Origin of the sequence: Janthinobacterium leeuwenhoeki, assembly GCF_051380795.1 — a bacterium.
In the GTDB taxonomy this organism is placed as follows: domain Bacteria; phylum Pseudomonadota; class Gammaproteobacteria; order Burkholderiales; family Burkholderiaceae_D; genus Janthinobacterium.
Genome location: NZ_JBNYXT010000003.1, coordinates 109,686 through 123,778 on the forward strand (window position 1 = coordinate 109,686; position 14,093 = coordinate 123,778).

Below are 14,093 nucleotides of genomic sequence, written 5' to 3' on the forward strand. Positions count from 1 at the left end.
TGTTGGCTTATCGGGCCGCGCGCAGGCGCTGCAGCGACAAACGGTTCAGATACCAGGTCAGCAGCACGGCGGCCACCGTCAAGCCCGTCACCAGGCCGATCCAGAAACCGGCGGCAGCCATCGGCTCGGCTGGCGACCAGATAAAGCCGGCAGGCGCAAGGCCCAGCACATAGCCGATCGGCAGCGAGAAACCCCAGAAGGCCAGCAGCTGGATCAGCATCGGCTGGCGCGTCACCTTGTAGCCACGGATGGCGCAGGAAGTGGCCACTTGCGTCGCGTCGGACAGCTGGAACAGGGCGGCAAACAGCAGCAGCTGCGCACACAGCGCCTGCACTTGCGGGTCGGACGTGTAGGCTTGCGCGATCTGGTGGCGGAAGACCGTGATGAGAGTGGCCGAGACGATGGCCGCCGTCAGCGACATGGCCACGCCCACCCACGAAATGAAACGGGCGCGGCGCAGATTGGCTTCGCCCACGGCATGGCCCACGCGCGTCACCAGCGCGATGCCGAAGGTGAGCGGCACCATGAAGACGACGGACGAGAAATTGAGCGCGATCTGGTGCGCCGACACCTGGATCACGCCGAAGCGCGCCACCAGCAGGCTGATGACGCCAAACGCGCTGACTTCGGCAAAATAGGTCACGCCGATGGGCAGGCCCAGGCGCAGCATGGGGCCGATGGACGACAGCTGCGGCCCTTCCCAGTGGCTGAACGGGTACGTGGCGTGGTAGGCGGGCGCGATCCTGATCCAGGCCAGCATGGCCAGCAGCATCATCCACACGCAGCAGGTGGTGGCCACGGCGCAGCCCACGCCGCCCATCTTCGGCATGCCCCAGTGGCCGTAGATCAGCAGATAGTTGACGAAAATATTCAGCGCCAGGGCGGCCAGCGCGATGACCATCACGGGCTTGGTCTGGTTGATGCTGGTGCTGTAGCCGTACAACGCGCGGTAGGCGGCGAACGGCGGCAGCGCGCAACTGATGATGTGCACGAACAGCTTGGCCTTGGCTGCGACAAAGGGTTCCAGCATCAGGTGGTCGAATACCAGCGCCGCCATGTTCGTCAGCAGGCAAGCCACCAGGCCCACGAGCAGCGCCTTCCACAGCGACTGGCGCACGATGTGCGGCACCCGGTCGTGGCGCGCGGCGCCGATTTCATGCGCCACCAGGGTATTGATCGCCATCATGATGCCGCTCACGGTGACGAGCACGATGGACCAGATGGCCGCGCCCAGCGAGACGGCCGCCAGTTCCTCGGGATTCGTATGGCCCGTCATCGCCACGTCGGCCGCGCCCATGCCGACGGTGGCCAGCTGGCCGATCAGGATGGGCCAGGCCAGCTTCCACAGCGAGGACACTTCAGTGCGGACGGCGGGCAGGGTGAACGAGGTAGTGTGTGGCATGGGCGGCAAGCTTGACTAAACACAAGATTCTACCCGGCATTCGCCATGCTTGTCCGCCGCAGCGACCCTGTTGTCCGGGAGTGCGCTGATTGATGTGCGCGGATAGATGTGTGTTGGTCGATGTGCGTTGATACAAGGCGCATGGCGAGGCAAATGGCAATAACAGGCTGCGTGGGGGGCTGCTATTGCTTTTAGTAACAAATTATTGTGCTTTTCGCATACTTTGTTACACCGTTTTTTCTACGGATGGCTACACTGACAGCAGTTGTCATGTCGATCACTTGTCCCTGGGGCGCGGTGTACTTGCGCGTGACGATGCGGGCCAGCGGTTTTCCTCGCTGCGCTGGCGGTATCGAGCATGGAATATTGATCGTGTGACCGCGCTTTCCCGTGGCCTTGTATTTGTTACACTAGCACCCTGGCGCAACAGCCAGGCAAATCATCACCAAAGAATGAAGAATGGAGTTAATCATGACGGGCCCTCTCAAACACGCGCTGGCATGCGCGGCGACCTTGCTGCTCTCGCTGGGGGCGCATGCCAGCGCCCACGCGGGCGAAATCACCCTGTTCGAGGATGATAATTTCCGTGGCCGCGCCGTGACCCTGCGCGAAACGACGGACAACCTGTCGCCCCAGGGCTTCAACGACAAGGCGTCCAGCATCATGGTGCGTTCGGGCACGTGGGATGTGTGCACGGACTCCGGTTTTCGCGGCAATTGCCGCAGCCTGGGGCCAGGCGAATACCGCTCGATGCCGGGCATGAACGACGCCATCAGTTCGGTGCGCGAAACGGGGCGCGGCGATGGCTACAATCCGGGACGCCCGGGACGCGATCCCGACCGTGGCAACGGCGGTTATGGCCGTGGCGGCAGCCTGGAAGTGTATTCCGGCGCGGGACAGAATGGCGGCTCGGCGCGCCTGAACCGGGATACGGACGATTTCGTCGGCATCGGTTTCAATGACCGCACCACCAGCATCGTCATCCATAACGGCTACTGGCAGCTGTGCAGCGACTCTAACTACCAGGGCACCTGCCGCATCTTCGGCCCCGGCCGCCATGACGACCTGGGGCGCGGCCTTGACGGGCGCGTGTCGTCGGCGCGCATGGTCGACGAGCGCGAAGCGCGCCGCCAGCAGCGATATGAGAATCAGTACCAGCGGCCGCAGTACGAGCAGCCGTATCCGCAATACCAGCAGCCGCAGTACCAGCAGCCGCAGTACCAGCAGCGCGGCGCCGTCCTGCTGTTCCCCGAGGCGGGCATGCGCGGCGAACCGCTGGCGCTGGACCGCAATGCGGAAGACCTGGTGCGCTTCAATTTCAATGACCGCGCCTCGTCCATCGTCGTCAATGAGGGGCAGTGGGAAGTGTGCAGCGATTCGAACTTCCGTGGCCGCTGCGAAGTGGTCGGACCGGGCGAATACGCTCGCCTGAACGGCATGGAAAACCAGATTTCCTCGCTGCGCCGCGTGCGCTGATTTTTTCAGCACACATGCTGACAGGCCGCCTGCCGGGTTGATCCCGCCAGGCGGTTTTTACATTCGCTGCCGTGCGCTGACATTTGCTTGCCCTTTGTTACACTCGCCGCCTGCCGCCTGGACTACACTGGCGAAAATGTCTCAGTATTGGAGTTGTCATGGTTCGATCTTTCCGGCCCGCGCTGCTGTGCGCCGTCACCTTCCTCGCTCCGCTTGCCGCATCGGCGGGCGAAATCACCCTGTTTGAGGACGCCGGTTTTCGCGGCCGTCCCGTCACCCTGCGTTCCGATGCGGGCGATTTGTCGCGCATGGGCTTTAACGACAAGACCTCGAGCATCATCGTGCGCTCGGGCACCTGGGAAGTGTGCAAGGACGCCAATTTCCGGGGCAACTGCCGCACCCTGGGGCCGGGCCGCTACGGCAGCATGCCGGGCATGAACGACGCCGTTTCCTCGGTGCGGGAAGCGGGACGCCCGGGGCATGGCGGCGGCGATCACCGTCCCTACCCGCCGCGCCCCCCGCGTCCGGAGCCGGAGCGTCCATATCCCGGTTATCCCGGCCACGGTCACGGCGGCGGCCACCGTCCCGACATGAATGGCGCGGTGCTGCTGTTCCCTGACGCCGGCATGCGCGGCCGGCCCGTGCGCCTGGACCGCGAAGTGCGTGACTTGAGCCGCTATGGCTTCAACGACCGCGCCGAATCGGTCGTCGTCAATGACGGCCGCTGGGAATTTTGCGTGGATGCCAATTTCCGCGGCCGCTGCGTGGTCATGGGGCCAGGCAGCTACGGCCGCCTGCATGGAGGCCTCGACCGCCGCATTTCCTCGTTGCGCCGCCTGCGCTGATTCCGCCGCCGGGCAGCGTTGTACTGTGCACACCCGCTGTCGGCGACAATTCGTGTACTCTTCCCACAGGCAGTTCAACCATGGGGAGCAGGCACGGTGGAATACAAGGACTACTACAAGGAGCTTGGCGTCGAGAAGACGGCGACCGAGGCCGAGATCAAGAAGGCGTACCGCAAGCTGGTACGCAAATACCATCCCGACGTGAGCAAGGAAGCGGACGCCGACAAGCGCACCAAGGCCCTGAATGAAGCCTATGGCGTGCTGGGCGACGCGGAAAAACGCGCCGCCTACGATGACCTGGGGCGTAAGCAGGGCGCCCAAGGGCAGCCATTCCGGCCGCCGCCGGACTGGGGTTCGGGCTACGAAGCGTCGGGCGCCGACGACAGCGACTTCTTTGCCGACCTGTTTGCCCACGTGGGCGGGCGCCGCCGCGCCGGCGGCAGTTTCCAGATGCCGGGCGAGGACAGCCACGCCGCCATCACCATCGATTTGCACGACAGCTACCAGGGCGCCAAGCGCCACATCGTCATGCGCGTGCCCGAAGCGGATGCGCAAGGCCATGTGGTGACGCGCGAGCGCACCCTGGAAGTGACGATACCGAAAGGCGTCACGGAAGGACAGCAGCTGCGCATGGAGGGGCAGGGAAATCCTGGCAGCGGCGGCGCGCCGGCCGGCGATTTGTACCTGGAAATGCGCTTCCGGCCCGATGCGCGCTACAAGGTGGAAGGGCGCGACGTGTTCGAGACGGTGCCCGTCACGCCGTGGGAAGCGGCGCTGGGCGGCGAAATCGACGTGCCCACGCCATCGGGCACGGTGTCCGTCAGCGTGCCGCCCAATTCGCAGACGGGGCGCAAGCTGCGCCTGAAAGGGCGCGGCATCCCCGCCGCCCAGCCGGGCGACCTGTATCTGCTGCTGGAAGTGGTGCTGCCGCCGGCGAACGATGACAAGGCGCGCGAACTGTATGCAACCATGGCGCGCGAGATGGCTTTCAATCCGCGCCAGAAGCTGGGAGGGTAAATCATGACAAACAAGGTAATTGGCGAACTGCTTGAAGATCGTGCCCTGAGCCTGGAAGAACTGGCGCGCGCCTGCGCCGTGGAACCGGACTGGGTAGTGCAGCACGTGCAGACGGGCGTGCTGCTGCAGGACTGCCCGCCGGCGGGCCAGCTGACGGCCTGGCGCTTCACCAGCCTGGACCTGGTGCGCGCGCGCCGCCTGCATGAAATCGAATCCGTGTTCGACGCGAACGCCGAACTGGCCGCGCTGGTGGTCGATCTGTCGGAAGAAGTGGCGCGTTTGCGGCGGCGCCTGCACGTGCTGGGCGTCGATTAGACCATTCGCCCTTATGCCGGCTCGCCGTGCCGCTGCACGGTGAGTCTGCCAATATAAAACTGCCCGTTGACGACCACCCGGTGCGGGATGCCGGCCACGTCGAAGCCGGGGCCGCCGTCCTCCATCCATTCCTGCGCCAGCGAGTCGAATTGCTGCGGCGTCATGCGCAGCATCTGCGCCGTGATGACAAAGCGCGCGCCAGGTTTTTGTTTGTTGACGAAGTCGTCGATGCCGGCCATGTGAGTCTCTTCAAGGTTGTGTCTGAAATCGGGGGCAACCCGTCCCAATGGGACGGGTTGCGATCCCGCAGGGACTGACCCCAGCAGTTGTTTGGGGCTTGCCCCCGCATGATACCCGCCCGCGCGCGCATCTAAAAGACTTGTTCCAGCAACGGCAACTGCTCCGCAAAGCGCTGCGTCAGCCACTTGCCCGCCTGGCCGGGCGGTGTGTCGGCGCGCTGGATCAGGTAAATCGGGTAATTCTCGCCATTATCGACGGCCAGCGGCAGGTGCACCAGGCGGCCTTCTGCCAGGTCGTCGCGCACCATCGCTTCGGGCATGTTGCCCCAGCCCAGGCCCGCGCGCAGCAGGGCATGCTTGGAGCCCAGGTCGCCCAGGCGCCAGTTGCGTAAGCCCAGCACGCCGAAATCCTGGCCCTGCGTCAGCACGCTGCGGTCGCTGAGCACCAGTTGTACGTGTTCGCGCGCCACGTTCGATGCAATCGGCCCTGCCAGCTGCGCCAGCGCGTGGCTGGGCGCGGCCACGGGAATCAGGCGCACGTGGCCCACGGCCAGGCGCTCGAAGACGCTGGCCGTGGCCGTCATCCAGCCACCGAGGCCGATGTGGCAGCTGCCATCCATCACCAGCTGCGCCACGGCGCCCATGGCTTCGATGCGCAGGCGCAGGGCGACGGTGGGGAACTGCGCCTGGAACGCCTCCAGCACGCGCACCAGCACGCAGGTGGGAAACATCACGTCAACCACCACCGACACTTCCGCCTCCAGCCCGCCGGCCAGCGCCTTGGCGCGCGCGCGCATGCCATCGACCTTCAGGGCCACGGCGCGCGCGTCGGCCAGCAGGGCCTTGCCCGCGTCCGTCAGGGTGGGCTTGCGCTTGCCGCGGTCGAGCAGCACCACATTCAGTTGTTCTTCCAGGTTGGCGATGGTGTAGCTGATCACCGATTGCGTGCGATGCAACTGGCGCGCCGCGTGGGCGAAGCCGCCCGCGTCGATGACGGCGACGAACACCCGCAACTGGTCGAGCGAAGGCTGGCCCGGTTCTCTCATGGTGACTCCATATCTAAAAATTCGATGCTAATCATTTATATTTGCACGGTTTCATCGATGGTAGACCCGAACTATGCTGTGTGCAAGGGCTGTGATGCGGCCCATCCCCTCACCCATTTTCCCAGGAGCACTTCATGAGCAAGGTCTTGTACATCAATAGCAGCGTGCGCAACAGCGGTTCCCTGTCGCGTCAATTGTCCGGTGAATTCGTCGCCAAACTGGCCGCGCAAGGCGCCAGCGTGGTGGAACGCGACCTGGCGGCGCAGCCCGTGCCGCACTTGACGGAAGAGGTGATGGGCGCCTTTTTTACGCCGGCCGAACAGCGCAGCGCGCAGGCCGCAGCGGCCGTGCAGCTGTCCGATACCCTGGTCGATGAATTGCTGGCCGCCGACGTGCTGGTGCTGGCCGCGCCCATGTACAACTTTTCCGTGCCATCGACCCTGAAGGCGTGGATCGACCACGTGGCGCGCGCAGGACGCACTTTCCAGTACACGGCGACGGGCCCCGTCGGCCTGGCCACGGGCAAGAAAGCTTATATTTTCACGGCCAGCGGCGGTGTCTACAGCGAAGGCCCGGGCGCCGCGTATGACTACCTGAGTACCTATCTGCGCACGGCACTGGGCTTCATCGGCATCACCGACATCGCATTCGTGCAAGCCGAAGGCGTGGCCATGGGAGACGATGCCGTCGCCAGCGCGATTGCCAGGGGCCGTGCCTCGATCGAGGTCCTGGCCACCTGAACTAGGTCTTCAGGGGGATTGCCTATCTGCCATGGTTGACATAAGCTTGCCAGCGGCACGCCTTGTGCCAGGCCGGCGAACGGTTCGCCATGAAAGTCCCCCATGTACAAGTTGGCAAGCGCAGTATTGTTCGGATGTTCCCTGCTGACGGCAGGCATGGCGCAAGCGCAAACTGGGCCAGTGGCGCCGCCCCACGTGGGCCGCCATGGCTCCACGCCGGAAGATATCCGCGCCATCGAAAAAGTCGTCGCCGACTTCCAGGCGGCCCTGATCGCCAAGGATGTCAAGCTGCTGTCGTCGCTGATGCTGCACACCAACATCCTGTTCGCCGCGCCGGCCGACGACGGTTTCATCAAGAAAATGCGCGATACGACGGATGTCCACTTCGACGGCGTCGGGACGGCCGGTTATGTCAGTTTCGCCAACTTCATCAAGCGCGAACCGCAGCGCACGGAAGAAAAATTCTACAACGTCAAGATCACCCAGGACCGCCATGTGGCGTGGGTCAACTTCGACTATGAATTCCTCGTCGGCGACAAGCTGTCCAACTATGGCGTGGAAGCGTGGCAAATGGTCAAGCGCGACGGGCAATGGAAAATCCTCAGCGTCGTCTGGTCCATGCATGCCGCCGCCGAGGCCGGAAAGTAGGCGCCAGCCATGCCGCGTCAGTCGCGCGGCAGTGCGCGCATTGCCGCCGTGCCAGCTGCGTTCAGTACGGGGTTGCCCAGTAATAAATTTTTCGCATCGTCTATACTTTCAGCTTGCACATAGATAGCCTGACAAGTGTGGCGTGACCGGCCTGGCTGGTGCAAGCAGATGATGTCGTCATGCATTCCTTTTACCCTGTGCCGCGTGATAAAAAGAGAACTGAATTGAGTATCCTGAGCAATCGCGAGCGCATGGCTTCACCCTTTTTACCGCGTCAGTCCGTAGAGACAAGCTGTCCGGCCATGTCATTTCTGGAGTGCACATCGTGCCGATAAAGTATGTTGATTTTTATGAAGTAAATTACACGGCAGAGCGTTTGCTGGGCTGCAAGCTATGGGGCGCCTACGTTGCCATCTATGCCCCGTCGCCCAACCCCATGCACCGGGTGAATCTGGTGCGCAAGCGCCGGGTGTCGGCTGATCACCAGTTTACAACGGAAGCGGACGCCATGGCGGAAGCGGACGAGGTAGCCGTCAAGCTGGTCGAGCGGCGCCAGCGCCGTTATGTCTTCCACCCCTGATGCCACTGCGCCGCATCCTGCAGCGCGCGCCAGGGCAGGATTTGCACGCGGCCGGAATGCACGGCTTCCAGCTCTACGTGCGTGACGGGCTCATCGGGCGTGTCCGTTGCGCATAGCTTGATGACGAGGAAGTGTTTTTCCTTGTTGGCTGGCGTGACGGCCGTCCATTTGCTGTTGAGTAATTTGTTCGGACGCACGTTATTGTGATTGAGAATATTCATGGCGGCCCCTGGTTTGGCATGATGGCGATGTTGCCATTATGATGCAACTTCCTGCCACGCACGAGGACCGCCATGAAACGCCAGCTGCACCTGCTCGTCATCGACCCGCAAAACGATTTTTGCGACTTGCCTGCCACCTGGCTGCCGCCGGATGCCGCACCGGCGCTGGCCGTGCCCGGCGCCCATGCCGACATGCTGCGCGTGGCGCAACTGATACGTGCAGGGGGCAGCGGTTTGACGCAGATCAGCGTGACCCTCGACGCCCACCACCGCTACGATATCGCCCACCCCGCCTTCTGGCGCACGGGCGATGGCGGCACTGTGCCACCGTTTACGCAGATCAGCGCGCAGCAGGTGCGCGACTGCCTGTTCCTGCCCGCCGCCGACGGCGCCTTGCCGCGCGCGCTGGCCTACCTCGACGCCTTGCAGCAAGCGGGGCGCTATCAATTGATGGTGTGGCCCGTGCATTGCGAGATCGGCAGCTGGGGCCAGAATATCCACGCGGCCGTGCGCGCCGCCTACAACGCCTGGGAAGTGGATCACCTGCAAGTGGTCGCCAAGCTGAGCAAGGGTTCCAACCCGTGGACCGAGCATTACTCGGCCGTCATGGCAGAAGTGCCCGACGCGCAGGATGCGGCCACCCAGCTGAACCGCGCCTTCCTTGATACCTTGCTGCCGGCGCAGCAGATTTATGTCAGCGGCGAAGCGGGCAGCCATTGCGTGAAAGCCAGCACGGAGCACATCGCCGATTACCTGCAGGCACAGCAGGGGCCACAGGCGCTGGCGCGGCTGGTGCTGTTGACGGATTGCATGAGTCCCGTCACGGGCTTCGAAGCGCAGCAGCGCGACTTCCTGGGCGCCATGCGTGCGCGCGGCGCGCGGCTGGCCACGTCCGCCGACGTCTTGCCCGAATTGTTGGCCAACGCGGCTGCCTGAGCCACTGTCGATCGCGCTCTGCTGAAATGCTTGCAGTGGCGTACTATTCTGGCTTCAGGAAGTTGGAGAAAACACACATGACCCCGATAGTGCGCAGTTTGCTGGAAACCGATCTGTATAAATTTACAATGTGGCAAGCATTGCTGCACGGTCATCCGAATACTCATACCGAATACGAATTTGTCTGCCGCAACGCCACCGCCTTTCCCTTGGCCGAACTGAAGGGCGAGCTGGAAGAACAGCTCGACCACCTGTGCTCGATGTCGTTTGCCGACGACGAGCTGGCCTATTTGCGTACCCTGCGCTTCATGAAGAGCGATTTCGTCGACTTCTTGACGGTGTTCCGCTTCCAGCGCAAATTCATCGACGTCAGCACGGATGGCGACACCTTGCGGGTGCACGCGGCCGGGCCGCAGGTGCACGTGATGGGCTTCGAGATTTTCGTGCTGTACATCATCAACGAACTGTATTTCCGCCGCTTCGACCTCGATGCGGCCATGCGCGAAGGGCGCCACCGCCTGGGCTTGAAAGTGGCGGCCGTCAAGGCATTCGGCAAGCTGCCGCGGCGCAAGCATCCATTCGAGTTTTCCGATTTCGGCGTGCGCCGGCGCTTTTCCGGCGCCTGGCACGACGAAGTGGTGCAACGGCTGGCGCGCGACGTGCCCGAATATTTCAAGGGTACGTCGAATGTGTATCTGGCGAAGAAGCTCGGTATCGTGCCGATCGGCACCATGGCGCATGAGTACATGCAGTCGTTCCAGTCGTTTGGCGTGCGCCTGCGCGACTTTCAAAAGGCGGCACTGGAAGACTGGGTGCAGGAATATCGTGGCGACCTGGGCATTGCCCTGACGGACGTGGTGGGCATGGATGCCTTCCTGGCCGACTTCGACCTGTATTTCGCCAAGCTGTTCGACGGTTTGCGCCACGATTCGGGCGACCCTGTCGAGTGGGGCGAGAAGGCGCTGGCCCACTACGCGGCCCTGCGCATCGACGCCAATACCAAGCGCCTGGTGTTTTCCGATGGCCTGGACCTGGACAAGGCCTTCGCCCTGTACCAGCACTTCGCCGACCGCATCATGACGGGTTTTGGCATCGGCACCAATCTCACCAACGATGTCGGTTTGACGCCGCTCAACATCGTCATGAAACTGGTGCGCTGCAATGGCCAGTCCGTGGCGAAATTGTCCGATTCGCCGGGCAAGACCCTGTGCAAGGATGAAACCTTCCTGGCTTACCTGCGGCAAGTGTTTCACCATCCTGCGGCATGACGGCGGCCGGGCAAGCGCTGCCTGCTTAAAATCCCGTGAGTACCGTGTTCATGTGCTCGACCTGGGGCGGGGTGGCGAAGAAGTCACCTACCAGGCCGCGCCATGCCTGGAAATCGTCGCTGCCGCGGAAATGCACGGTATGGTCTTCCAGGGTCGCCCAGCCCACCACCAGGCGGTAGGCGTCGCCGTTTTCGATCGAGCGCTCGAGGCGCATCGATACGCAGCCGCGCGCGCGCTGGAACAGTGGCACGGCTTGGGCGACGGCCGCCTCGAAAGCGTCATGTGTGGCCGATTTGATCTGGATGTGGGCAATTTCAAAAATCATGGCAAGTTTCACTGTGGAATGAAGGAAGCTTGATCTTGCCATAGTTTGGCCGCGCGGGGGAGGGCCTCAGCCCGCCAGCGCGTGTGCGCCTGCAGGATGGCGTGCGCCCGTTGCCGTTCCCGTTCCTGTGGAGTGCCGATGGCAACGACGACGCGGAACATGCCGCGCCAGGCCGCCTTGCCCTGCTTCGACCTGCCAGCCTGTAAAAAATTCTGCCTCAGCCTGTAAAATCCTCGATCAAGGCGCAAAAGTTTGATAAATATCCAGTATGGCTGCCAAGTCGCGCTAAGATACGCCTTGCGGTGCACCCTGCAGGCAGGGATGCGGGATCAATCTTTCATAGGAGAACTAAATGGCAGCGAAGAAAATTCTGTTTTTGACCGGCGATTTTGCAGAAGATTATGAAACGATGGTGCCCTTCCAGGCCCTGCTGATGCTGGGCCATACCGTGCATGCCGTTTGTCCCGGCAAAAAAAGCGGCGAGACGATCAAGACGGCCATCCACGATTTCGAGGGCGACCAGACATATACAGAAAAGCCGGGCCATTTGTTCACCCTGAACGCCAGCTTCGACGAGATCGACCCAGCCGACTATGACGCCGTGATGATCGCCGGCGGCCGCGCCCCCGAATACCTGCGCCTGAACGAGAAAGTCATCGCCGCCGTGCGCCATTTCGCCGAGGCGGGCAAGCCTGTCGCCGCCGTCTGCCATGGCGCGCAATTGCTGGCCGCCGCCGATGTCATCCGCGGCAAGCGCATTTCCGCCTATCCAGCCTGTGCGCCGGAAGTCAAACTGGCGGGCGGCACGTATGCCGACATCGCCGTCACGGACGCCGTCACGGATGGCCAGTTCGTCACGGCCCCCGCCTGGCCTGCGCATCCGGCCTGGCTGGCGCAGTTCGTCAAGCTGCTGGGTACCGAGATCCATTTGTAACCTTCACCAGCCCGGCAGGCCGCAGCGCTTGCCGGGCGCATCACTTTTCAGATTCGAGTTCTTCATGCATGCGCCGCGCAGTCAACCTTCCCGCAAACAACTTCCAGCCTCGCGCTGGCGCCAGCGCCGCCTGGCGCAAGCCGCATCGGGCCTGAGTGCCGCGCAGGAACGCCAGCTGGCCACCCTGCACGAGATTTCCACCTTGCTGGCGGGCCAGCACGCCATCGATGCGCTGTGCCGTGGCTTCTTGCGCCATGTGATGCAGTTCGCGCAAGCCGAAGGCGGTACCGTGCGCATCCTCGATCCGCAGCACGATACCGTGCACATCATCGTGCACGAGGGCATTTCGGACGCCATGGTGGAAGAGGAACACTGCATCCGCAACAACGATTGCCTGTGCGGCGCGGCCGTGGCGCAGGGCGTGATCCAGATCCGCGATTTCCGCCAGGTCGATGCGCTGCAGCGCTACCGTTGCCAGGACGAAGGGTTTATCGCCATCGCCGTTTTCCCCATCCTCGCGCGCGAGCAGGTGGTGGGCAGTTTTTCGCTGCACTTTGCGCAGCCGCAAGCCGTGCAGGCGCAGCAGCAGGGCTGGCTGGAAACCCTGGGCCAGAGCCTGGGCATCGCCATCGAAAACCAGCGCCTGATTGCACGCGAAAAGGAATTTGCCGTGGCGCGCGAACGCAGCCTGCTGGCCGAAGGCTTGCATGACAGCATCGCGCAAAGCCTGAATTTCATCAGCCTGCAAGTACAGATGCTCGACGATTCCGTGCGCCGGGGCCAGCTCGACGAAGCGGCCGAAGTGTTGCCGCTGATGCGCATGGGCGTCGAGCAAAGTTACCAGGATGTGCGCGAATTGCTGGTCAATTTCCGCACGCGCTGGCATGGCAGCGACCTCGAAAGCAAGCTGTCGGAAGTACTGGCCAAGTTCGAGCTGCAGACGGGCGTCGTCGGCACCCTGGACATGAGCGGCAATGGCGCGCCGCTGGCGCCCGAGCAGCAGTTGCAGATCCTGTTCATCGTGCAGGAAGCGCTGTCGAATATCCGCAAGCACGCGCAAGCGAGCAAGGTGGCCCTGCGCGTGGAAAACGGGCGCGATTTTGCGCTGCAGGTGCGCGACGATGGCGAAGGCTTTGCCGCCAACCTGCGCGACAAGAAAACGGAATTGCAGATCGGCTTGCGTATCATGCAGGAAAGAGCCGAGCGGCTCGGTGCGCAATTTGCCATCGACAGCAGGCCCGGCGGCGGCACGACGATCTCGCTGGCCTTGCCGGCAGCCCGGCGCCAGGCCGCGTAACAGACGATTCATTCCTACCAGTTAGAAGATACCAATACGTGAACGCACCAATCAAAATCCTGCTGGTCGATGACCACACCTTGCTGCGCAGCGGCGTCAGGCTGCTGCTGCAGCGCAATCCTCAATTCCAGGTGGTGGGCGAGGCATCGAACGGACTGGACGGCGTGCGCCTGACGGCCGAACTGCAGCCCGACGTGGTGCTGATGGACTTGAACATGCCCGGCGTGACCGGCGTCGAGGCGCTGCAGCTGATCTTGCAAGACCTGCCGCAGATGGTCGTGCTGATGCTGACCGTGTCGGAAAACGCAGCCGACCTGGGCGCGGCACTGCGCGCGGGCGCACGCGGCTACTTGCTGAAAAATATAGAAGCCGAGCAGCTGGGGCAGGCCATTTGCCGCGCCGCCGCCGGCGAATCGGTGATCGCCGACGCCATGACGGCCAAGCTGGTGTCGCAGTTTCGCGCGGGGCAGAACGCGCCCCAGGCCGACTATGACAAACTGACGCCGCGCGAACGCGAAGCCATGGCCTGCCTGGCGCAAGGACTGAGCAACAAGGAAATTGCGCGCCAACTGGACGTAGCCGAAAGCACGGTGAAAATCCACGTGCAAAACATTCTCAAAAAGCTGAAGCTCAGCAGCCGCGTGCAGATCGCCGTGTATGCGGTTGAGCGCGAGTTAAGCAAATAAAGATCAAAAAAAGCGCAAATACACGGCAAGGAATGCGCGTTTGTTTGATCTGCATGGCGTTCCGGCCTAGACAACCCTAGTTCCTTTGACGTATGGCCTTGACGCTGCCTGCGCATTA

General features: G+C 63.0%; 18 protein-coding genes. 13 read left to right on the forward strand and 5 right to left on the reverse strand.

What is annotated here, in order from left to right:
- Positions 1–7: 7 nt before the first annotated feature.
- Positions 8–1,402, reverse strand: a complete 1,395-nt coding sequence (locus ACQ4WS_RS03850; RefSeq protein ID WP_436473813.1) for an MATE family efflux transporter — start codon at positions 1,400–1,402, stop codon at positions 8–10.
- A gap of 471 nt (positions 1,403–1,873) precedes the next feature.
- Between ACQ4WS_RS03850 and ACQ4WS_RS03855 the strand changes: the two genes are divergently transcribed.
- The 4 genes from ACQ4WS_RS03855 to ACQ4WS_RS03870 all read left to right on the forward strand — a co-directional run bounded on the left by ACQ4WS_RS03855 (position 1,874) and on the right by ACQ4WS_RS03870 (position 5,055).
- The gene (locus ACQ4WS_RS03855; RefSeq protein WP_436473815.1) at positions 1,874–2,878 is read left to right on the forward strand and encodes a beta/gamma crystallin family protein; all 1,005 of its coding nucleotides are present in this window, start codon (positions 1,874–1,876) and stop codon (positions 2,876–2,878) included.
- A gap of 158 nt (positions 2,879–3,036) precedes the next feature.
- On the forward strand, positions 3,037–3,723 hold the full coding sequence (locus ACQ4WS_RS03860) for a beta/gamma crystallin-related protein (protein ID WP_436473817.1): 687 nt from the start codon (positions 3,037–3,039) through the stop codon (positions 3,721–3,723).
- A gap of 96 nt (positions 3,724–3,819) precedes the next feature.
- Entirely contained in the window at positions 3,820–4,740 is a 921-nt protein-coding gene (locus ACQ4WS_RS03865; RefSeq protein ID WP_436473819.1) for a DnaJ C-terminal domain-containing protein, read from the forward strand.
- A gap of 3 nt (positions 4,741–4,743) precedes the next feature.
- On the forward strand, positions 4,744–5,055 hold the full coding sequence (locus ACQ4WS_RS03870) for a chaperone modulator CbpM (protein ID WP_436473821.1): 312 nt from the start codon (positions 4,744–4,746) through the stop codon (positions 5,053–5,055).
- An 11-nt stretch (positions 5,056–5,066) separates the two neighbouring features.
- Here ACQ4WS_RS03870 and ACQ4WS_RS03875 read toward each other — a convergent pair whose 3' ends face one another.
- Positions 5,067–5,294, reverse strand: coding sequence for a hypothetical protein (locus ACQ4WS_RS03875; RefSeq protein ID WP_034781896.1), 228 nt, complete (start codon positions 5,292–5,294; stop codon positions 5,067–5,069).
- Between the two features lie 131 nt (positions 5,295–5,425).
- Positions 5,426–6,340, reverse strand: coding sequence for a LysR family transcriptional regulator (locus tag ACQ4WS_RS03880; protein ID WP_436473823.1), 915 nt, complete (start codon positions 6,338–6,340; stop codon positions 5,426–5,428).
- 134 nt (positions 6,341–6,474) lie between these two features.
- Here ACQ4WS_RS03880 and ACQ4WS_RS03885 point away from each other — a divergent pair, with 134 nt between their 5' ends.
- The 3 genes from ACQ4WS_RS03885 to ACQ4WS_RS03895 all read left to right on the forward strand — a co-directional run bounded on the left by ACQ4WS_RS03885 (position 6,475) and on the right by ACQ4WS_RS03895 (position 8,308).
- Positions 6,475–7,080, forward strand: coding sequence for an FMN-dependent NADH-azoreductase (locus ACQ4WS_RS03885; protein ID WP_436473825.1), 606 nt, complete (start codon positions 6,475–6,477; stop codon positions 7,078–7,080).
- A 102-nt stretch (positions 7,081–7,182) separates the two neighbouring features.
- On the forward strand, positions 7,183–7,728 hold the full coding sequence (locus ACQ4WS_RS03890; protein ID WP_436473827.1) for a nuclear transport factor 2 family protein: 546 nt from the start codon (positions 7,183–7,185) through the stop codon (positions 7,726–7,728).
- A 325-nt stretch (positions 7,729–8,053) separates the two neighbouring features.
- Positions 8,054–8,308 (forward strand): hypothetical protein, encoded by a 255-nt coding sequence (locus ACQ4WS_RS03895; protein ID WP_436473829.1) that lies wholly within the window; start codon positions 8,054–8,056, stop codon positions 8,306–8,308.
- On the opposite strand, the gene ACQ4WS_RS03900 is transcribed toward ACQ4WS_RS03895, so the two are convergent.
- A complete protein-coding gene (locus ACQ4WS_RS03900) occupies positions 8,290–8,529 on the reverse strand; it encodes a TIGR02450 family Trp-rich protein (protein ID WP_436473831.1) in 240 nt (79 codons plus the stop codon). The genes ACQ4WS_RS03895 and ACQ4WS_RS03900 overlap by 19 nt on opposite strands.
- Positions 8,530–8,601: 72 nt before the next feature.
- Here ACQ4WS_RS03900 and ACQ4WS_RS03905 point away from each other — a divergent pair, with 72 nt between their 5' ends.
- Positions 8,602–9,465 (forward strand): cysteine hydrolase family protein, encoded by an 864-nt coding sequence (locus ACQ4WS_RS03905; RefSeq protein ID WP_436473833.1) that lies wholly within the window; start codon positions 8,602–8,604, stop codon positions 9,463–9,465.
- Positions 9,466–9,542: 77 nt separating this feature from the next.
- Positions 9,543–10,733, forward strand: coding sequence for a nicotinate phosphoribosyltransferase (gene pncB / locus ACQ4WS_RS03910; protein ID WP_436473835.1), 1,191 nt, complete (start codon positions 9,543–9,545; stop codon positions 10,731–10,733).
- A gap of 25 nt (positions 10,734–10,758) precedes the next feature.
- Here the strand turns inward: pncB and ACQ4WS_RS03915 are convergent, their stop codons facing one another.
- Positions 10,759–11,058, reverse strand: a complete 300-nt coding sequence (locus ACQ4WS_RS03915; protein ID WP_436473837.1) for an antibiotic biosynthesis monooxygenase family protein — start codon at positions 11,056–11,058, stop codon at positions 10,759–10,761.
- 83 nt (positions 11,059–11,141) lie between these two features.
- Here ACQ4WS_RS03915 and ACQ4WS_RS03920 point away from each other — a divergent pair, with 83 nt between their 5' ends.
- From ACQ4WS_RS03920 to ACQ4WS_RS03935, 4 genes are all read left to right on the forward strand, one after another.
- Positions 11,142–11,264: a hypothetical protein gene (locus tag ACQ4WS_RS03920; RefSeq protein ID WP_436473839.1), complete on the forward strand. Its 123-nt coding sequence runs from the start codon at positions 11,142–11,144 to the stop codon at positions 11,262–11,264.
- 146 nt (positions 11,265–11,410) lie between these two features.
- Positions 11,411–11,992 (forward strand): DJ-1/PfpI family protein, encoded by a 582-nt coding sequence (locus tag ACQ4WS_RS03925; RefSeq protein ID WP_058051378.1) that lies wholly within the window; start codon positions 11,411–11,413, stop codon positions 11,990–11,992.
- A gap of 64 nt (positions 11,993–12,056) precedes the next feature.
- Entirely contained in the window at positions 12,057–13,289 is a 1,233-nt protein-coding gene (locus ACQ4WS_RS03930) for a GAF domain-containing sensor histidine kinase (protein ID WP_436473841.1), read from the forward strand.
- A 38-nt stretch (positions 13,290–13,327) separates the two neighbouring features.
- Positions 13,328–13,975, forward strand: coding sequence for a response regulator (locus ACQ4WS_RS03935; RefSeq protein WP_436473843.1), 648 nt, complete (start codon positions 13,328–13,330; stop codon positions 13,973–13,975).
- Positions 13,976–14,093: the final 118 nt, after the last annotated feature.